Origin of the sequence: Trichormus variabilis 0441 (genome assembly GCF_009856605.1) — a bacterium.
Classification (GTDB): domain Bacteria; phylum Cyanobacteriota; class Cyanobacteriia; order Cyanobacteriales; family Nostocaceae; genus Trichormus; species Trichormus variabilis.
In genome coordinates, this window is the sequence record NZ_CP047242.1 from 6,121,106 (window position 1) to 6,141,261 (window position 20,156).

Consider the following 20,156-nt stretch of genomic DNA (forward strand, 5'->3'; position numbering starts at 1 on the left):
TCAAGAGTAGGGGAAACATAATTCTTGTACACTGCTGCATAAAGGGTAAAACTTATGTTGAAGCGGATTTATATTGATAACTTTAGATGCTTGGTAAATTTTGAACTTAACATTGATGCAATTAACTTAATTCTCGGCGGTAATGGTTCAGGTAAATCAACTGTTTTTGACGCTTTGCGTAGACTGCAAAGTTTCATAATTGGTAGTCATCCAATAGAGATGGTGTTTCCTATTTTTGAATGTACTCGCTGGCAGAATTTATCAATTCAGCGTTTTGAAATAGAATTATCGGGAAATCAAGGTAATTATAAATACGAACTAGCTGTTGAACATTATCAAAGTAAAAGCCGCATTCACTATGAACGTTTATGGTTTGAGCAGCAACCTTTAATAAAATATGAAAAGGGTGAAGTGGAAATTTTTGATGATTATCACTCACCTAGCCCCAAATATCCATTTGATTTTTCACAGTCGGTATTATCATTATTACAGCCAAGAAATGATAATACTAAATTAACTTGGTTTAAATATCGCATGGAGCGATTTATCATTGTCCAAATCATTCCTATTCTGATGAATAATAGTAGTGAAAATGAAGAGAAAATTCTCTATTCTAAAATGGAAAATTTTGTTTCTTGGTATCGCTATATTTCCCAAGACCAAGGTAAGACGGCTGAATTAATCAGTATTTTAAAAAATGTTTTGGATGGATTTTCTAGTTTTATAATTGAAAGATTTAGCGAAAAATTATATACATTAAAACTAAGATTCATCTCCAGTGAAAATCATAAAAATGAGTACTACTTTAGTGAACTATCTGATGGGCAGAAAGCTTTATTATCTCTGTACACCCTACTATATTGTACTGAAGATGAAGACTATACATTATGTATAGATGAACCAGAGAATTTTTTAGCATTACCAGAAATTCAGCCTTGGTTGACTCAGCTTTATGATTTTTGTAGTGAACAAAAAATGCAGGCTTTGCTCATATCCCATCATCCAGAATTAATTAATTATCTTTTAGCATCACCCATTGGTTATTGGTTTGAACGTCAAAGTAATGCTCCTGTACGCGTGAAAAAAATTAGTAGTGAAGTTGCCGAAAATACAGGACTACCTATTTCAGAATTAATCGCACGGGGATGGCTGCATGAGTCAGCGTAGAGTACAGATTGTTATCTTGTGCGAGGATAGACAACAAGAGGTTTTTGCCCGTCATTTCTTAAAAAAAAGAGGTTTTACTGGCACTATTAGAACTAAAATTTGTCCAAGAGGTGCTGGAGAACAGTTTGTTAGAGAAAGCTATGCCGCAGAGGTGAAAGCATTCCGTAGTAGAAATTATCTTTCTGGAATGTTAATTGTTTTAATTGATGCAGATACAAAAACGGTAGAAGAAAGGCTAAAGCAATTAAATGATTCACTAATCGAAGACTCTCAAGAATCTTGTAAATCTGATGAATCCATCGCCATATTCGTACCTAAAAGAAATATTGAAACTTGGATTCATTATCTACAAGGTGAAACTGTAGACGAGGAAATAGTATATGCGAAATTTACTAATAATGAATCAGCTTGTAAACCTTACGTAGAAAAATTAGTAAATCAATGTAGCCAAGGAAGTTTAGCAGTAAATGTGCCGCTATCTCTTCAGGTAGCTTGTAGAGAATTTCCCCGGATTTTGAGATTATTGGAATAATATTATCTGAAATTGAACAGCAGATACAAATGCAGACAATCAAAATACATCAAGTATTGATAAATTATGAATTCTGGTTGTTTAACGATTAAAGAACTTACCCAAGCCGTAGGTGGTGGGATTACTCCCCGGATGGTGCGACATTACCATGAACTAGGTTTGTTACCGCAGCCCGTGCGATCGCCTAGCAATTACCGCCTCTACACCCAACAGGATGTCATCCGGTTGCAGCGAATTGTCGCCTTGAAACAGCAAGGATTCCAACTTAACCACATCCGTCACATTTTGGAGATGGAACCAGAAGCAGTCACCAACGCCAATTTCATGGCACAGTTACAACAACAATATCGCTCAGTCATGCAGCAAATCGCCCAGCTGCGACAAACAGCATCAGCCTTAGAGGGATTATTAGGACGCGATCGCCATTGTCAAATTATGCAGGCGGAAGTATTGGCACAAGTCAAGTTATTAGAGGTGGAAACGCAAGTTGGATTAGGAGGATTGGAAAAACTTTGGCATGGTTTAGACGCAGAGGTACATACCCACCCAGAAGTATTTGCCGAATCTTTGCAACATATCTTACCTGATTTATCCGGGCGATCAGAAATTGAACAACACCTAATTTCTCAGTTAGTTTTGGCTTGTGGTGATGTGAGTTTGGTATCTTTTATCAGGGTAGATAAAAGAGCGATCGCCGCCAGCCGTCAAGCCCTTTCCTCTGCTTGCGAGATTGTCGTCGATATCCCCACCATTGCAGCAGCGATAGATCAAACAAGATTAATTCATTTAGGCTGTAAAGTCACCACCTTAATTGATAACCCCCATATCACCACAGCCATCGAGGCAGAAAAGGAATTTTGGCAGCATCAAGAGTGGCGCGAGAGATTAGCCAAAGCAAGTCAAGGCTGCATATTGGTGATTGGTTACGCACCTTCTGTACTTTTAGAAGTCTGCACCCTGATTAACCAGCAAAAAATTCAACCTTCATTAGTTATTGGAATGCCCATTGGCTTTAGTCATACTCCCGCCGCCAAAAGACAATTAATGCAACAAACATCACCTTTTATCACTATTGAGGGAACCATCGGCGGAGGATTGCTGGCTGCTACTGCCCTCAATGCTTTGGTTGAATCATTAATTGAAAAGCCAAATTGTCATTGTTATTTGAGTTAAGCGTTGCAATTCCCATTTCACGCAGATTGCCTACTCAAAAAGCTTTCAATAAAGATTAGAGGAATTACTTGGTTGCCACTCATCCAAAATATCATTAAATAACACCTCTTGTATCCAAGTCTTGGCCACGACGGCTAGAGGTAAAGCCAACAGTAATCCTAACGCACCAAAAAGAGTAACAAAGACAATTTGTGCTGTTAAGGTGACAGCAGGTAACAGCGCTACTTGTTTTGCCATGATTGTTGGCGTGAGCCAATAACTTTCAACATTTTGAATCACGAGATATAAAATTAAAACTGCCACAGCTTTCCAAGGCGCATCCAGAAAAGCGATCGCCATTGGCAAAAATACGCTCAAAGTTGGGCCAATATTGGGAATAAAGTTGAGTAAGCCTGCTAAAACTGCGTGAGCTAATGCTAATGGTACTTGTAAAATCCATAGCCCTAGTCCACTGAGGGTACCAATAAATAACATTTCAATCAAAGCGCCAATTGTCCAATCACCCAAACCTGTCGCGCAACGCGTGAGAATTTCATCCACCCTATGGCGATAAAAGTTAGGAAAAAACCGGATAAAAACTCTGCGGTATGGCTGGGGATTAGCTAGCAGCATTAAAGTTAGTACTATGACGAGTAAGGTTTCTAACAATGCCGTTACCGAAGTAGAAAATAGAGCGATCGCCTGCTGTGTTAACCTCGTAACCCAAGGCTGTATCTGTTCCAGTAGCCTATCGATATCGGGAATTTCTGGTAAATAACTATCTACAAGACGTTCTTCTAACCAGTTGATACCCTGTTGAATTTGATTTATCCCAGTTGGTAAAAGTACCAATAATTGCCGGAACTGCTCGATAAATGGAGGCAAAATCAATAATAAAGCGCCAACTAAAAATGTAACGACAATACCCACACTTAAAAGAACTGCCCAAATACGTTTAATTCCAGACAACTGCAACCGCAAAACCAGTTGATTAATTGCTACTGCCAATACTACAGAAGTAAACAACAGCAGCACTAACTGACGAATTTCCCAAAGGATATAAAGTGAAATAACCAGTGCCAATAATCCTAACCATTGCCCTAGTTTCATTTTGTCTATCTCCTATGCTGTTTAGAATTTCGTCTCAAGTAGACTCCTACAAAACCTATAACAACCGCAATAGTAAGTAAAATCCAAGGATTAAAAACAATCACAAAACTAGTACTCTGTTCATACTGCCAACGCAATAACCATAATGGCTCATTCCCAATATTGAAAGAAGGCACTCTCAAAACAGACAACAATACAAGCAGCAACAATGCCAACGCATTCAAACCCAGGAATGTTGATAAAGTAATTTTGAACCAAAGCCAGAAAAGCTTATATGTTTTTTCTGTTGACATATTTTCCTTAATTGAAAATTAATACAAGATTTATTTATTTACGCCGTTATACTGACAAATATAATGTTTTTAGTTTGCGGTGGAAATGTGAATATAAAATGACAAATTGCTCCGCGATGGTACAAACACCCAGATTCATCTGTGGGGTTAATCCAATATCCAATAGCCAAAATTGTTTGATAGTCAGTTTCATTTGGCTAGATGCGTCACTTTCTAGTCACATTTTTTTATCATGCTAGAAAGTAACCATAATAAGGCTATGAACTAGCGACAAAAAACCAATATTTATATCTTGGGAAAACCACTGGCGATCGCTTTGCGGAAAATACTTCACAGTTTATAAAAAAATTACATTGTTTGCTAACTCACGACAACCAAAATCACGCAGAAGAGTTTAATATTAGGGGGTATTAAATGAGTCTATCAATTGGACGTACTTGCTGGGCGATCGCTGAAGGTTACATTCCCCCATACAGTAACGGGCCGGAACCTCAGTTTATCAGCCATGAGACCGTGTGCATCCTCAATGCTGGCGACGAAGATGCTCATGTAGAAATCACAATTTACTATAGCGACAAAGAGCCAGTAGGAGCTTATCGGTTGACAGTACCTGCACGCCGCACTAAACACGTCCGCTTTAATGACCTGAATGACCCAGCACCGATTCCTCATGACACTGATTTTGCCAGTGTCATTCAATCAAATGTGCCGATTGTTGTTCAACATACTCGCCTAGACTCACGACAGGCGGAAAATGCTCTGCTTAGTACTATTGCTTACGCTAATACTTGATAACTCTATTTCAGAGGTAATAAAACTTGAAAAGTTGTACCTTTATTTACTACACTGTGAACATTAATTTTACCGCCATGAGATTGGATAATTTGTTGGGTAATAGCTAATCCCAAACCGAATCCACCAGTCTTACGAGAACGCTTTTTATCTACACGATAAAATCGTTCAAAAATATATGGCACATCATTTTGAGGAATGCCAATACCATTATCTATAACTTGGAGTGCAGCCCAATTTGACTGAGTAAATAGCTGTAACTCAACCTGACCACCTTCAGGAGTATATTTACAAGCATTACTCAGTAAATTAATGACTGCTTGACGGAGTAGATTAGCATCACCAAGGACGCTGATACGATGATTTGGCAGCGTGAAAAGTAACTTGATATGTTGTGTTTCTGGATGGGTAAGAAAATCATCTTTGATTTGCAAAAGTAAAATTTTTAGGTCAACGGTTTGCAAAGATTCGATGGGTATGCGCCCTTGATAACGTGCTAAAAATAACAAATCATTGACTAGGATACTCATTGATTGGGCAATATCAAAAATCTTTTGTAGGCGCTGACGTTGGGTTTCTGGGTCAGTAGATTTTGTTAGTAAGCCATACTGGGCATTACTGACAATAGCAGATAGAGGCGATCGCAATTCATGGGAAGCATCAGCCGTAAACCGTTGCAGATAATCGTAACTTTGGCGAATTGGCTGCATCGCCACTCCCCCCAGCCACCAACCAGTCAAAGCAATAATTCCTAAAGTAATGGGGACTGAAATAGCCAAAACAAGCCGAAACTCCGCTAAAGCACCTTCCGTATCTGTCAATGGCATGGCAGCCTGCATATAGCCAATTAATAAACCATCCTGGTAAACAGGCAAAGTTACCTGACGCAACCATAACTCGCTATTAATTTTGATAGTATTAAATCCACTAGCAACTAACAGGCGATCGCTCGGAGTCTCACCAAAAAACTGCACTAGTCGCTTCTGCTCATCATACCAACCTGCATACACTAATTGACTATCTGGCAGTGGTTCTACCTTCGTTCCCAACAGAGGTACTTTGTCCAAATCTACCCTGCGCTGACGATTGTGCAGTTCTGACTTCACACTTGCCGCCATTACGGTGGTTTTTTTATACAGTAATCGATCTACCCCCTCTAACTCATCTACAACCTTCACATAGTAGACCGCCGCCGCAAACACAACTAAAATACCACCCATTGCCAGGCTGAACCAACTGGCAAGATTGCGACGACTGCGATTAAACATAATTGGTCAGTTGTTAGTTGTCTGTTGTCATTGGTTACTCTCCCCACTATAGAACCACCAGCATTATCTACACTCTTCCCCCATTCCCTAATTTCACTCGTGTTACAGGTCTGTGTAATAAATTACCTATTCCACATCAACGAAACCCTCACCATATATTCATTTTGAATTTTGTTGGCGCAGCCTTGCCGTAGGCTATTTTGGATTTTTAATTCCCCCTTGCGGTACTAGTTTGGTCAACTGGTAAGGTATTGAGTTAAAATAAGCGATCGCAAACTTAATTAACTTAGTACCCGGATATTGGCCGGAGGTGTGATTGTCCAAGTTTATTTTAAAAATTCTTTGGCTAGACGAGAACGTAGCTCTGGCTGTTGATCAGGTGGTAGGCAAAGGTACTAGTCCTCTGACGAAGTATTTCTTCTGGCCTCGTAATGATGCTTGGGAAGAGTTGAAAAAAGAACTCGAATCCAAACACTGGATCAGTGATTTAGATCGCGTCGAATTGCTCAATAAGGCAACAGAAGTGATTAACTACTGGCAAGAGGAAGGCAGAAACCGTCCAATGGCAGAGGCTCAGTTAAAATTTCCTGAAGTTACCTTTACAGGTAGCGCTTGATTTAATGATGCTAGTGCAGGAAGGCGTTAAGCCTTCATACACTAACCATCATAAAAAACTTTAGGGTAAAGGGTAGTATTGTTACTGAGTACTTAGTACTCAGCACTCCTTACTCTTGCAATTCAATTTTGCTGTATTACAAGTTGCCACAATTTGATGGTCTTGTCCCTGCTGCTACTAGCAATCATTTGGGCAACAGGGTTAACAGCAATAGCACACACTGAGTCTAAATGACTGGCAAGAGTCACAATTTCTTCTGTTGTGCTTACCTTCCACAACTTGATGGTTTTATCCCAACTGGCACTAATCAGTGTTTTGTTATCGGCGGTGAAAGTCACTGCAACTACAGACCAGGAATGGACTAAAAGAGTGTCGATTAGCTGACCAGTGTTGATATCCCACAATTTTATAGTATTGTCATCGCTGCCTGTTGCCAAAATTTTGCCATCTGGACTAAAAGCGATCGCCAAAACCGCCCTTGTATGACCTGAAAGTGTTTTGAGTAAGGTATATCTTGGGTGGTTTTGTGTTATCTGCCATAGGCGAATTGTTCTGTCAAAACTGGCGCTGGCTAGAATCTCTTCCTGGGGACTAAATGCTACTGCACTCACTTGTAATTGGTGCGCTTTGAGGGCAGAAATTTCTTTACCAGTGGTGACATCCCACAGTTTGACTTGCTTGTCCCAACTCCCACTGGCGAGAATTTGCCCATTAGGGCTAAAACTTACAGATTTGACAGGCTTTGTATGTCCATTTAAGGTGAAAACTTCTCTTGATGTTGGCAGATGCCACAATTTGACAGTTTTATCGTCGCTAGCCGTGGCTAAAATCTCTCCCTGGGGACTAAAAGTTACTGAGGTGACAGCTTGAGAATGTCCTGAGAAACTGGCGACTAATTTTTGTGTGTTTAATTCCCACAATCTGATGATTTTGTCATCACCACCACTAGCCAGCGTATTCCCGTCAGGGCTAATCGCTAGGGAGTTAGTACAATAATCTCCTGTGAGGGTATTTAGGCATTGCCACGGGGATAGTGGGGGTGGGTAATGTAGTATTTTACCTTCTATACCCATTACCTGCATCACTGCATCTGCTGATTGAAAGCGTTGATCAACTGATTTTTGGATAAGTTTGTTGAGTATTTTGCTTAGGCGATCGCTTATCTTAGTTGTCAGATATTGTTGCCACACCCAACAATCGTTAGGAATATCGAATAAATCAAAGGGCGACACCATGGTAAGTAAGTGGATGCAGGTCACCCCCAAACTATAAAGGTCGCTGGCGAATACTGCTTTACCTTTGATTTGTTCTGGTGCAGCATACTCAGCACTACCAACACCCTGTAAATCACTTACTTGGTCAGTCCTGGAGACAATCTGCACATGACCAAAATCCACCAATACCAAATTTGTAGAAGTTGGTGTCGGTCGTCGGATAATGTTGGCTGGTTTCACATTACCGTGGATCAATTGGCGATCGCTCATCCATTTCAGGATTGGCAATAAATTAGTTAAAAGTTGCCAAATTTGAGTTTCAGGGAAAGCGCCTTCTTCCTGAACCACCTGCGCTAAACTAGCACCAGCAATAAATTCCTGTACTAAATAATAGTTATCTTGATCCTGAAAATAAGCTAATAAAGTTGGTAGCTGTGGATTTTGACCCAAGTTTTTAATATATTTAGCTTTTTGCCCAAAAATGTCAGATATTTTTCCATTACCAGAGAATTTCTGCACAACACAATAAACTGGTGGAGATATACCTTCATCCACAGCAAAATAGGTTTGGCAAAATCCCCCTCGACTCATTAAATTTATTAAACGATAACGATTTTGTAAGAGATTTAAAATAGTCAATTCCTATTCCCTATGACTTTGCTAGTTTTGAGGTTGTGTAGTTAGCACTCTAGTGCTGAAGAAATTATGACTCAAGTCCTGACAACGAAATGGCTTACCCATCCAGTAATGTACTGCTTGGGAAAAATCCCACCCTGGGTTTTTAGCTCATATTTTTAAAGAAATGTTACAGTTATATGTGAAGTTTCAGTAAAAAATATGACTGCATCTATCAAAAGGAGTAACATTAACAATAGTTTAATAATTTGCTTTGACAATTAAAAATTTAGTGTTCAGCAATCACTGTATAGTTAGCACCAAATAACTATGTAGCTTTTAGTTTCGCATAGATTATCAAGGATTATTTCTCAGTAAAAACATTTAATCGTTTGCAGAAATAATTGTATTTTATACAAAAATGAATAAGCAATTACCGCTATTCTAGATCGCTGGCGTACAAGCGTACAAACACTATCAAATAAAGCGTCAGAGCCTTTTACAGAAGTGGCATTTTTAATTAAACTTCCTCAGCAATTTACAAAAATCTGACAATGGTTTTTACGCGTGGCAAAGTGTACAAAAATCATCTTGATCTTCAGAAAAACAAAGGTTTTCCAACGCCAACAAAAGATTCTATCAGTGAATGCGAGGCTGGGAATTCAGACTTTACACCAGAATTTCAGTCTTATGAAAAGTCCATATTAGACTTGCAAGAAATAATTAATTTATTAGCTGAAATCAACCCATTTCCTGTAGCAATTATTGGTTTAGAAAGCCATCAAATTTTATTTAAAAATAAGCTGGTTGATAACCCGGTATTGCAGCAACTAATTCCCGATTTTTTAGCTGATTCAGATTTATGGACTCAGTTAAATAGCAAATTAGTAAATGGCAATTTTATTAGAAAATTGGCGCTAGAAATCAAAAGCAGCAATGAAAACCGTTTTTTAGCTATAATTTCTGGAAAATTGGTTAATTATGAGCATGAACGGGCAGCATTCTTGGTATTTACAGATGTAAATACCGTCATAGGAGCCAGTGAGGAACAACAAAAAGATACATTAGAAAAACCAGAACTTAGCAATTTAATCACTGATACGAGTGATAGCCAGCGACTACCTACGATAAAACATAGTCCATGGCCGGCTCCCTCACATTTGATGGAACAGGCGTTAGCTGCTATCAGTAATGGCATTGTGTTGACAGATGCCAATCAACCAGACAATCCAATTATCTATGTAAATCAAGCTTTTGAAGCCATGACTGGCTACTCGGCTGGTGAAGTTATTGGACAAAACTGCCGATTTTTACAAGCTAATGAAACAGACCAGCTCAGCCTTAGCGAGTTACGTTCTGCCCTCCAAGAAAAAAAAGAATGCCATGTCGTCATCAAAAATTTCCGCAAAGATGGCACCGAATTTTGGAATGAACTTTATATTGCACCTGTATTTGATAGTTGTGGGCAGTTAACTCATTTTATCGGTGTTCAAAATGATATAACTCATCACCTACAGGCATTAGAGACATTACAAGAGCAAAAAGAACAGTATCGTCGCATTGTAGAAACGGCCAGTGAGGGAATTTGGCTACTCAATGAAAATAACGAAACTACCTTCGTCAATCAACAGATGGCGAGTATGTTGGGTTACACCATTGAAGAAATGCTCGGTGCCAGCTTGTTTTCCTTTATGGATGCCGAAGGTTTGGATATAGCTCAAGACTTACTATTAGGCCGTCAGCAAGACATTCAGGAGAAACACAACTTTAAATTCCGTTGCAAAGATGGCTCAGACTTATGGGCAATTCTTTCCTGTACGCCATTCTTAGATGAGCAAGGAAACTATACTGGCGCGTTGGGAATGTTAACTAATATTAGCGATGTCTACGACGAACTGCGCTTACGCAAACAAGCAGAAGCTTCATTGCAAGAAAGCAAAGAACGTTTAGACGGAATTTTAAATTCCCTGGAAGTTGTAATCTGGTCAATTGCCGCCGATACTTTTGAGATGCTTTATCTCAATTCTGCCGTAGTTCAAGTTTACGGTCGTTCTGTTTGTGAATTTTACGATAATTCAAAGCTGTGGTTTGAGTTAATTCACCCAGAAGACCAGCAAAGGGTGAGTCAATCAATTAAACCATTACTGGCAAATGGTAGCCACGAATTAGAATACAGAATCCTCCGGCAAGATGGACAGGTACGCTGGCTTTATAACCACAGTCATGTGATTTATGACGCTGTTGGTCAGCCAATTCGTATTGAAGGTGTTGCTACGGATATTACTGAGCGGAAAAACATGGAAGAGCGGCTAGTCTACCATGCTTTTTACGATGATCTGACTGGATTGCCCAACCGAGTTTTATTTATGGATCGGTTAGCGCAAACCATCAACCAAGCCAAAGAATCCCCGAATGATCTATTTGCCGTACTATTTTTGGATCTTGACCGTTTTAAAGTTGTGAATGATAGTTTGAGTCACTTAGTGGGTGACCAGCTACTAGTGAGTTTTGCCCAACGCTTACAAAGTTGCTTACAGCCAGAAGATACTCTGGCTCGTTTGGGTGGAGATGAGTTCACAATTTTACTATCTCACATTCAATCTATCGACGATGCAACCCGTATAGCCGAAAAGATTCATCAGGCACTCAAGTTACCATTTAACTTGAGCGGATATGAAGTATTTACAACTGTCAGCATTGGCATTGCTTTAAGCTCAAATGATTATGTCCAAGCCGCAGATTTGCTGCGAGACGCTGATACTGCGCTTTACTGCGCTAAGGAGCAAGGTAAAGCTTGGCACATAGTATTTGATTCTACTATGTATGACCGAGCTGTAGCTCTGTTGCAGTTAGAAACTGATTTGCGTTGGGCGATCGCCAGGCAAGAGTTGTATGTTGTTTACCAACCCATTGTCTCAGTAGCCACAGGTAAAATTACCGGATTTGAAGCACTAGTTCGCTGGGAACACCCAGAAAGAGGACTAATTTCACCAGTCGAGTTTATTCCTGTAGCCGAAGAAACAGGACTGATTATTCAGATTGGTCAGTTTGTTTTGCGGGAATCTTGCCAACAATTAAAACAATGGCATTTAGAGTTTCCTGAGTTTCAGCATTTGAGTATCAACGTCAATCTTTCCGGTAAACAGTTTTCCCAACCATATTTAGTTGAAGAGATTGAGCAACTGTTACAAGAATTTGAGCTAGACGCTAACAGCATCAAGTTAGAAATTACCGAAAGCGCCATTATGGCTAGTCCTGAACAAGCTGCTACCATTCTTCAACAACTAAAAACTTTAGGGATTCAGTTGTGTATTGATGACTTTGGTACAGGTTATTCATCTTTAGCTTATTTACATTGTTTCCCCATTGATATTTTAAAAATTGACCGTTCTTTTACGAAGCGAATTGATAGCGATAGTGAGCAATTGGCAATTATCCGTGCTATTGTCACACTTGCCAGTAACTTGGAAATGAGTGTAGTGGCTGAAGGTGTAGAAACAGTCAACCAGTTGGTACAATTACAGTTATTAAAATGTGACCAAGCCCAAGGGTATTTGTTCTCAAAACCCTTAAGTAGCGACAAAGTTAGCTTGTTATTAGCTGCAAAAACACAATATTAGAACACAAAATCTTGGCTTATCCGCCATATTCAGTTTGGAATCAGAAAATTTTACGGAAACAACGAGCGATCGCGTCAACCTATAGGTGTTTTCCCGTTAATCTCAATTTTTATAGCTTAATGCCTTATCCTCTATACATTTGAACGCAGTTGACCTCTTTCCTGGGTTGACGCAACTCCTGAAAGCCTTGCTATGACTAATTTCTAGTATTTATTCTTATTGTTCCTCTTGACAACCCAATGTCTGAAAAGTTATCTTTGCCACAGATTAACGCAACTGAACCTTGAAAACCAAATACAGCAATACTTCGGCAACTAGTCGTTGCAACACCACATAATCCCTATTAGGGATTGAAACTTGTGCGTCTTTTAAGTGGGGGATATAAGCGAATGTTGCAACACCACATAATCCCTATTAGGGATTGAAACACGGTCAAGGCGAAACCATACTGCACGCCCCTAGTGGGTTGCAACACCACATAATCCCTATTAGGGATTGAAACTAGCGATATCACAATAACTTTACCAGTGGTAACTATTGGTTGCAACACCACATAATCCCTATTAGGGATTGAAACTTTGCTAAAGCAAAGACTCAACAAGAAAGTGCTGTTGCAACACCACATAATCCCTATTAGGGATTGAAACTGAATGGCAAGAACTAAAAACTTATGTTTTTGATAAGTTGCAACACCACATAATCCCTATTAGGGATTGAAACTAAAAACACTTCTCCAACTGGAGGAAGAACCATTAGTTGCAACACCACATAATCCCTATTAGGGATTGAAACATTAACTGAAGCCGTCCCCAGAGATTTTGTTTAAGCGTTGCAACACCACATAATCCCTATTAGGGATTGAAACTGCGATCGCGTCTCTTAAGACTTCGGACTGGTTTGTTGCAACACCACATAATCCCTATTAGGGATTGAAACCTTCATCACCTCCTTAGCGGTCGATACGTTCTTGTTAAGTTGCAACACCACATAATCCCTATTAGGGATTGAAACCAATAAAAAGACAGGTGTACTTATGACGTTTAGAAGTTGCAACACCACATAATCCCTATTAGGGATTGAAACATTCTTTGTATTCTCTCAGGATGAATCAGCCTCACCACGTTGCAACACCACATAATCCCTATTAGGGATTGAAACCTCAGGTATCTTTCCTGAGCGAATCTACGGCGTATAGTTGCAACACCACATAATCCCTATTAGGGATTGAAACAAAAATAGCTGAAGCCGCCAAACGGGGGAATGATGCAGTTGCAACACCACATAATCCCTATTAGGGATTGAAACAACGACCCAGATAAAGCCAGCACAACAACCGCATGTTGCAACACCACATAATCCCTATTAGGGATTGAAACGAATGGATGATGCTTCTTTGTACCATTTAATGGCGTTGCAACACCACATAATCCCTATTAGGGATTGAAACCTCAGTTGCCACCAAAGAGGCGGGTTTAATTTTGTTGCAACACCACATAATCACTATTAGGGATTGAAACTATCGTATTTTTACTATTAATTCTATGCTTTGTTCTGGTTGCAACACCACATAATCCCTATTAGGGATTGAAACTTTGTATACACCCGCCTTCTCTGCCTGTAATCTGGTTGCAACACCACATAATCCCTATTAGGGATTGAAACGTTTTTTTTGTACGAATCCTAGATAAATATTTATTGTTGCAACACCACATAATCCCTATTAGGGATTGAAACTACCCCCTGGCATCCCCCACTGGTTCTTCCCTGGCAGTTGCAACACCACATAATCCCTATTAGGGATTGAAACATCTTGCTTGGTAAATCGATGCGGCGGAAATTTGCCTTGTTGCAACACCACATAATCCCTATTAGGGATTGAAACAGACGGATACATCGAGTGGGAGCTTAAAAATCCAAGTTGCAACACCACATAATCCCTATTAGGGATTGAAACTACCACGGTAACAAGTCAAGCGATCGCTGCTAAGTTGCAACACCACATAATCCCTATTAGGGATTGAAACCTCCAAGGTGTATACTATCAAGTATTTTTAGGTTGCAACACCACATAATCCCTATTAGGGATTGAAACTGTTCCTGGGTTGGTGGGGAATGCCTTAGTATTTTCGTTGCAACACCACATAATCCCTATTAGGGATTGAAACGCATCTTGGGTGGCATTTGCACCAAAAACTTGAGTTAGGTTGCAACACCACATAATCCCTATTAGGGATTGAAACCAGGTATAGAAACACCTGTAGTATAGGTTTTACTAGGTTGCAACACCACATAATCCCTATTAGGGATTGAAACGCCAACCAACTTGCCACACTCAGGGATCGTTCTGCTCAGTTGCAACACCACATAATCCCTATTAGGGATTGAAACACCTAAAGAAGCTTTAAACGAGATTGTGAAAAAATAGTTGCAACACCACATAATCCCTATTAGGGATTGAAACAAAAACTTGCAGAATGGAAAAACCGCCAGCGCGAGTTGCAACACCACATAATCCCTATTAGGGATTGAAACAAGTTTTCCATTTAAGTGCTAAAGCAATAACAAGTTGCAACACCACATAATCCCTATTAGGGATTGAAACTAGTTATACAGAGATTATCAAAAGCCCCTGCATAGTTGCAACACCACATAATCCCTATTAGGGATTGAAACTAACTACTCTAAATAGTGAAGCTGTAAAAACTTCAGGAGTTGCAACACCACATAATCCCTATTAGGGATTGAAACTTAACAAAGATGGAAAGAAAACAAATACTTTCCATGTAAGTTGCAACACCACATAATCCCTATTAGGGATTGAAACAACATGAAATTTCAAACTCTTTATCCTCTCTGCGTCTGTGCGTGATAGAAATCATGCCGCATTGCATTGATGCAACGCCCAAGCCCCGATTAAGTCTTGACTTGTTCCCTGTATACCCTGGGTGTAATACCCATGAGTTTACGAAATACATTTGTGAAGTGGCTTTGGCTTTGAAAGCCGACTTGGGTACATATTTGCTCTATGGTTTTGTTAGTGCTACCCAGTAACTTTTTTGCGCGTTCAATTCGGCAATTCATGACATATTGATGTGGTGCAAAACCAGTTGATTGCTTAAATTGGCGCGAAAAATAATACATACTCATTCCTACTGCTGTGGAAATATCAACCAAAGTCAAATCTTGATCAAGATTTTCATGAATGTAGGAAATTGCTTGTCTGAGTTTCCAATGTGAAAGTCCTTTATGATGATGGTCGTCAAGGATGGTTCCACCTGTTACACAATAGTGTTTGAGTAGGTGAATACAAAGCGTGGTCGTCAGAGATTCAATGTAAATGCTACTTCCTTTATGCTCAGATTCTAGTTCTGTTTGGAGTGCTAGCCCAATTTGTTGAATTAAAGGATCTGGTGCAGCAAAACGAGGTTTTATTTCAATTTTCTGTAAATCTCCAGCTTCTATTACCATACGTGTAAAAAAAGCTGGTTCCATGCTGAGGACGAGAAATTTTGCTTCTGATTGCCAGCGTGATATGTGACGAGTTTGGGCAGGAATGATTGCCACATCGCCCTTAGCTATATTCTCGTACTGCAAACGCCCATCAAGTATGCGCTCTGAACGGACTATTTGCTGCTCTAAACTAACAGTGAGAACGTGTTGCTGTGGGCTGTGTTCTGGAGTTTCATGACCGGGCTGTTGGTGAACATCTAACCGTAGACCTTGCCATTGGGCATGATAACTAGAAACCAGGGGCGATCGCGGTAGAATTTCTGTATAGGCATCTTCTTGAGTAAAATCAACACTTAAGATTTTCTCTTCCGACATCATTCTCACCCCAAGGTTTTTGGGTTTTGGTGTAACAGTATATTCAGTATTTCAGACTGACTAAATGCGCCAAAAATCAAGTTAGTAAAAGCAATTGGCAATTTAACTGAAATTTACTGAATAAATACTATATTAAAATACTTTGTGTACTTAATACTTAAATCAATACAGAAATAGTTATGAGTTCAATAAGTTACTACGTTGTCTATGATGGCAATTGTAATCTCTGCGTTACTTTAGTCAGATTGCTAGAAACCTTAGACCAAGGCAAGATTTTCCATTATATCCCCATGCAGGATGAGCAGGCGATCGCTCAATGGGAGATTACGCCCCAAGGTTGTGAACTAGGAGTAATTTTAATTGATGCTAAGGAGCCGCAACGACGTTGGCAAGGAAGTGATGCAGCCGAAGAAATTGGTCGTTTATTGCCCCTTGGTAGTATTTTTATCGATGCTTATCGAGCTTTACCGGGGGTGAAATGGGTGGGCGATCGCGTTTATGCCCAAGTCCGCGATCACCGTTATACTCTGTGTGGTCAGCGTTCTTGTACTTACCATTCACCATATAAAACTGCTCAAGGGACTTCCAGATAAAAAAATATCCCAAATGTAGGGTGCGTCAGTATGAATATTTTCTTGATACTGCTAGGTTTTCTCCTACTGACGCACCCTACTAACTACTTAAGGGGTAATAGGTAATTGCTTACCCATTACCCATTACCATAATTAATTCATTGCCTAGCAGTAGACAAATTCCCTAAAAGCCGATTCCGAATTACTTTTAATTGCTCTTGGTTACTGATGGGGGATCGTGGTGTGGGTAGTTCAGTATTTGGCCAGCCCGGTAAACTGCCACAGGGACAGGATAAGGGAGGCATACCGAGATTCCGCATCGGTACTGGCATGGCACAACGACCGCAAGCTATCATCTCCCATCCGGGGGTTAGCAGATCGGCAATAGTTTCTTCAGTTCCTTCTAGATAACAGTCACCAGATGAGGGTGAGAGAATCTTTTGCCAACAGTCTTCAAATTCTTGACTATAGCGATCGCCTTGGAATATAGGTTGAGGCAACAAGTGTGTCCCCTCATGACCGACCACTACTTTCTTACCCAACTGAAACCAGTAGGCAAGATATGTTTTTACTTCTTCTTTGGTTGCCATACCACGATCTTACAATCGGTATTAGGGAATTTTGCAGACTAACTACTTAATTTTCTATTAAGAAAGTGTCTGACTTTGCACAGCAAAATAATAATCAAGTTCTCTTAATATTTTTTAATTAATTCTTAATTATTCGTAATCTATTGAGTCTGGTAATCGTGTACCCAAAGCGGTGAGATTGAGTGCATAACCGCCAGTGACTAAGTAAACGCTATCGCACATCCCACCTAATTGGCGGACTAAAGCACCAAGGCGATCGCGGAATTTCCTGCCTAAAGGGTATGCTGGCACTATACCCCAACCAGTTTCTTCCGCCACAAACACCATATCAGCCGCAACTAGCTGTACTGTTACCAAAAATTCGGCTACGGTACTTGCCCAACTGACTTCATCTTGTTCTAAAAGATTCGCTACCCAAGTTCCCAGAGAATCCACCAAAACACAACTGTTAGCCTTGGTATTTGCCAGGGTCGCAGATAATGTAGTTGGAACTTCTAGGGTTACCCAATCTTGAGGACGACGGTTTTGATGCTGTTGAATACGTTCTTGCCATTCTGCATCATCTGGGTTCCTAGTTGCTGTAGCCACGTAAATCACCGTTTTCCCTGACTCTCTTGCCCAAGTCTCCGCCCATTCACTTTTTCCAGACCTAGCAGGCCCCGTAATTAAGATCACTTGTCCCAAAGTTGTTTCCTCAATTGATTTGTCGCCCTACACCCCTACACCCCCAAACCCCTGACATTGAGAAAATTTAGTGTAAATAAATAACTTTTAAGAGATAAAATTATCACCAGCATTATTTATGCCAAAATTGGCACAAGCTAAAAAATCTTAACACCCCCATTTTCAAATATTAAATAGCTTTGGGGAACGTAGATTTGAGGAATTAGGTATATGAAAGCAGGCATAAAACGCATTGAAGCAACTTTACATGATTTAGGGACAAAGGACACTACTGCAACAGAAGTAAGTGATTCTACAAAACGTCCACTATCTTTTAGGATTAGTGTTGCAGGTAAAGACACAGCCGAAAGTGAAGGTAACAGCCCAGAAAAAACACAAAATCTGGACATAGATACTCACGTTGAGTATTCTTCGCCTGAACAAAATTTATTTCCCCACCATAGTTCTGTGCAGACTTTTCCGGCACAGGAGGGGCTAGGCAAAACACCAAGCTTGCCAAAATTTAAGACACCTACCTTCAGTAGTCATCGCCACGGTGCAAACCCAGCGTTGGCGATGAATATGTTGCAAGAAATTCAAGAAATAGTTGCTGGTTGGCAGCAAGAATTACAAAATATACTACAACAAATTCAAGATATTTACTTAGAAGGGCCAATTGTTAATGGTTGGTTAGAATCCAATCCTAGCGAACCTGAAGCTGCTGGTACTGCTACGTTACGCCATGCAGAAGTCGATCGCCTGATGAATTACGTAGAAGAAATTTGTGCTAATGATGGGAAAGTACCTCATCAAGCACCTCGTACTGGTTATCATCTTTGTGGGTTGGATAATTCTGGTAGAGTTTGGTCGCGCCCATGTCCAGCAGATCAGTTGGCTAGCGTGAGTATGGCGATCGCTCGTTACCAAAAATTACGCCAATTTTTGGGACGTAAGCAATATCTGGAAACTCGTCTCAGTCAACTAGCGGAAACCCTCGTAGTTTTACATAGTCACATTCAACAGACATGAAATTCTCACATTATTTCCGCAAAAACGCGGTTGGTAAGGAGGAAAGCTAAGTATAGATTAAGTTTCAGTAGTTAAAGGCAAAACTGACTGACTTCGAGTTAAATTAATTACGAATGACGCAGCGAACGTAAAATCCACCATCAATAACCATGCCAGATCCGCAAATCTCTGCCATTATCTGTACACACAATCGAGATACCTATCTAGGTGCAGCGATTGATAGCTTGTTAGTGCAAGATTTTGCTGGTGAGTTTGAAGTTGTGGTGATAGACAACGGATCTAGCGATCGCACCCGTGAAGTAGTCGAGCAAAGAGCCTGTGATCCTCGTTTAAAATATGTCTTTGAACCCACCATTGGTTTATCTGTAGCCAGAAACACTGGTGCTAAATTTGCTAGTGCCGAAATTCTGGCTTACTTGGATGATGATGCAGTTGCTAGTACTCGCTGGTTACAGGTATTGTACTCTGCCTATCAAGACTATCCTCAACTAGCGATCGCTGGTGGTAAAGTCACTCTCCTATGGCCTCCAGATACCCAACCACCAAGGTGGCTATCTTCTGGGTTAGCAGGAAACTTGGGAGCCTATGACTTAGGAGATAAACTGATTTACATTCAACAACCAGGCTTAACACCAAGGGGATTGAATTACTCTATCCGCCGGACTTTTCTCGAAGAAATTGGAGGTTTTGACCCTCAACTTGGTCGCATCGGCAAAAACCTCCTATCCAATGAGGAACTACAAATGACAGAACTAGCGCTTACAGGGGGTTGGCAAGTTGCTTATCTTCCAGAAGCTTTGGTTGCTCACAACGTTGCCCCAGAACGCCTCAATCGCTCCTGGTTTTTAAATCGGGGTTGGTGGCAAGGAATTAGTGAGTGTTATCGAGAACAACTATCAGGGAAAGCCGGTGTTGGACAGTTATCAAGGGGTTGCGAACGGTTAGCGCGTGGCTTGTATAAAGCATTCCGCTATTTTTCTAATCCAGCAGAACGTTTTGATAACTTGGTATATGCTTATGGTCAAATAGGTTACTTAAATGCTGTCCTTCAAGGTTTGCTGTTTACAGCTAATAATAAAAGTAGTCCATAGTCCCTTA

Annotated in this window: 16 protein-coding genes and 1 CRISPR repeat array; of the genes, 9 read left to right on the forward strand and 7 right to left on the reverse strand. The window is 40.2% G+C overall.

Features of this window, described 5'->3' with window-relative positions; all coding sequences use genetic code 11:
- Window positions 1-54: 54 nt before the first annotated feature.
- The 3 genes from GSQ19_RS25215 (at window position 55) to GSQ19_RS25225 (ending at window position 2,872) form a co-directional block, all read left to right on the forward strand.
- Entirely contained in the window at window positions 55-1,167 is a 1,113-nt protein-coding gene (locus GSQ19_RS25215; protein ID WP_011320555.1) for an AAA family ATPase, read from the forward strand.
- Complete coding sequence (locus GSQ19_RS25220) at window positions 1,154-1,699, forward strand: hypothetical protein (protein ID WP_041456324.1); 546 nt, start codon at window positions 1,154-1,156, stop codon at window positions 1,697-1,699. Before GSQ19_RS25215 ends, GSQ19_RS25220 begins: the two co-directional genes overlap by 14 nt.
- Before the next feature lie 66 nt (window positions 1,700-1,765).
- Window positions 1,766-2,872, forward strand: a complete 1,107-nt coding sequence (locus GSQ19_RS25225; protein WP_011320557.1) for a precorrin-8X methylmutase — start codon at window positions 1,766-1,768, stop codon at window positions 2,870-2,872.
- 45 nt (window positions 2,873-2,917) lie between these two features.
- Here the strand turns inward: GSQ19_RS25225 and GSQ19_RS25230 are convergent, their stop codons facing one another.
- Window positions 2,918-3,961, reverse strand: a complete 1,044-nt coding sequence (locus GSQ19_RS25230) for an AI-2E family transporter (RefSeq protein ID WP_011320558.1) — start codon at window positions 3,959-3,961, stop codon at window positions 2,918-2,920.
- Between the two features lie 5 nt (window positions 3,962-3,966).
- Window positions 3,967-4,254 carry a hypothetical protein gene (locus GSQ19_RS25235; RefSeq protein WP_104009965.1) on the reverse strand — a complete coding sequence of 96 codons (288 nt, stop codon included), beginning with the start codon at window positions 4,252-4,254 and terminating at the stop codon, window positions 3,967-3,969.
- Window positions 4,255-4,668: 414 nt separating this feature from the next.
- Between GSQ19_RS25235 and GSQ19_RS25240 the strand changes: the two genes are divergently transcribed.
- Window positions 4,669-5,046 carry a sensory rhodopsin transducer gene (locus GSQ19_RS25240; RefSeq protein ID WP_011320559.1) on the forward strand — a complete coding sequence of 126 codons (378 nt, stop codon included), beginning with the start codon at window positions 4,669-4,671 and terminating at the stop codon, window positions 5,044-5,046.
- A gap of 5 nt (window positions 5,047-5,051) precedes the next feature.
- Here GSQ19_RS25240 and GSQ19_RS25245 read toward each other — a convergent pair whose 3' ends face one another.
- Window positions 5,052-6,314, reverse strand: a complete 1,263-nt coding sequence (locus tag GSQ19_RS25245; RefSeq protein WP_011320560.1) for a sensor histidine kinase — start codon at window positions 6,312-6,314, stop codon at window positions 5,052-5,054.
- A 316-nt stretch (window positions 6,315-6,630) separates the two neighbouring features.
- Between GSQ19_RS25245 and GSQ19_RS25250 the strand changes: the two genes are divergently transcribed.
- Window positions 6,631-6,930, forward strand: a complete 300-nt coding sequence (locus tag GSQ19_RS25250) for a 30S ribosomal protein PSRP-3 (protein WP_011320561.1) — start codon at window positions 6,631-6,633, stop codon at window positions 6,928-6,930.
- Window positions 6,931-7,052: 122 nt separating this feature from the next.
- Here GSQ19_RS25250 and GSQ19_RS25255 read toward each other — a convergent pair whose 3' ends face one another.
- The gene (locus GSQ19_RS25255; protein WP_104010052.1) at window positions 7,053-8,735 is read right to left on the reverse strand and encodes a serine/threonine-protein kinase; all 1,683 of its coding nucleotides are present in this window, start codon (window positions 8,733-8,735) and stop codon (window positions 7,053-7,055) included.
- 578 nt (window positions 8,736-9,313) lie between these two features.
- Between GSQ19_RS25255 and GSQ19_RS25260 the strand changes: the two genes are divergently transcribed.
- Window positions 9,314-12,379, forward strand: a complete 3,066-nt coding sequence (locus GSQ19_RS25260) for a sensor domain-containing protein (RefSeq protein WP_011320563.1) — start codon at window positions 9,314-9,316, stop codon at window positions 12,377-12,379.
- 320 nt (window positions 12,380-12,699) lie between these two features.
- A CRISPR array of direct repeats spans window positions 12,700-15,203; the repeat unit is 37 nt; unit sequence GTTGCAACACCACATAATCCCTATTAGGGATTGAAAC.
- Window positions 15,204-15,292: 89 nt separating this feature from the next.
- Here the strand turns inward: GSQ19_RS25260 and GSQ19_RS25265 are convergent.
- Window positions 15,293-16,204, reverse strand: a complete 912-nt coding sequence (locus tag GSQ19_RS25265; protein WP_041456325.1) for an AraC family transcriptional regulator — start codon at window positions 16,202-16,204, stop codon at window positions 15,293-15,295.
- 179 nt (window positions 16,205-16,383) lie between these two features.
- Here GSQ19_RS25265 and GSQ19_RS25270 point away from each other — a divergent pair, with 179 nt between their 5' ends.
- Entirely contained in the window at window positions 16,384-16,797 is a 414-nt protein-coding gene (locus GSQ19_RS25270; RefSeq protein ID WP_011320565.1) for a thiol-disulfide oxidoreductase DCC family protein, read from the forward strand.
- 137 nt (window positions 16,798-16,934) lie between these two features.
- On the opposite strand, the gene GSQ19_RS25275 is transcribed toward GSQ19_RS25270, so the two are convergent.
- Both GSQ19_RS25275 and cobU read right to left on the reverse strand, forming a co-directional pair.
- The gene (locus GSQ19_RS25275) at window positions 16,935-17,366 is read right to left on the reverse strand and encodes a hypothetical protein (protein WP_011320566.1); all 432 of its coding nucleotides are present in this window, start codon (window positions 17,364-17,366) and stop codon (window positions 16,935-16,937) included.
- A 129-nt stretch (window positions 17,367-17,495) separates the two neighbouring features.
- A complete protein-coding gene (gene cobU, locus GSQ19_RS25280; RefSeq protein ID WP_011320567.1) occupies window positions 17,496-18,050 on the reverse strand; it encodes a bifunctional adenosylcobinamide kinase/adenosylcobinamide-phosphate guanylyltransferase in 555 nt (184 codons plus the stop codon).
- Window positions 18,051-18,260: 210 nt separating this feature from the next.
- On the opposite strand from cobU, the gene GSQ19_RS25285 reads away from it, so the two are divergent.
- On the forward strand, window positions 18,261-19,058 hold the full coding sequence (locus GSQ19_RS25285; RefSeq protein WP_011320568.1) for a hypothetical protein: 798 nt from the start codon (window positions 18,261-18,263) through the stop codon (window positions 19,056-19,058).
- Between the two features lie 149 nt (window positions 19,059-19,207).
- On the forward strand, window positions 19,208-20,149 hold the full coding sequence (locus tag GSQ19_RS25290; RefSeq protein ID WP_011320569.1) for a glycosyltransferase family 2 protein: 942 nt from the start codon (window positions 19,208-19,210) through the stop codon (window positions 20,147-20,149).
- Window positions 20,150-20,156: the final 7 nt, after the last annotated feature.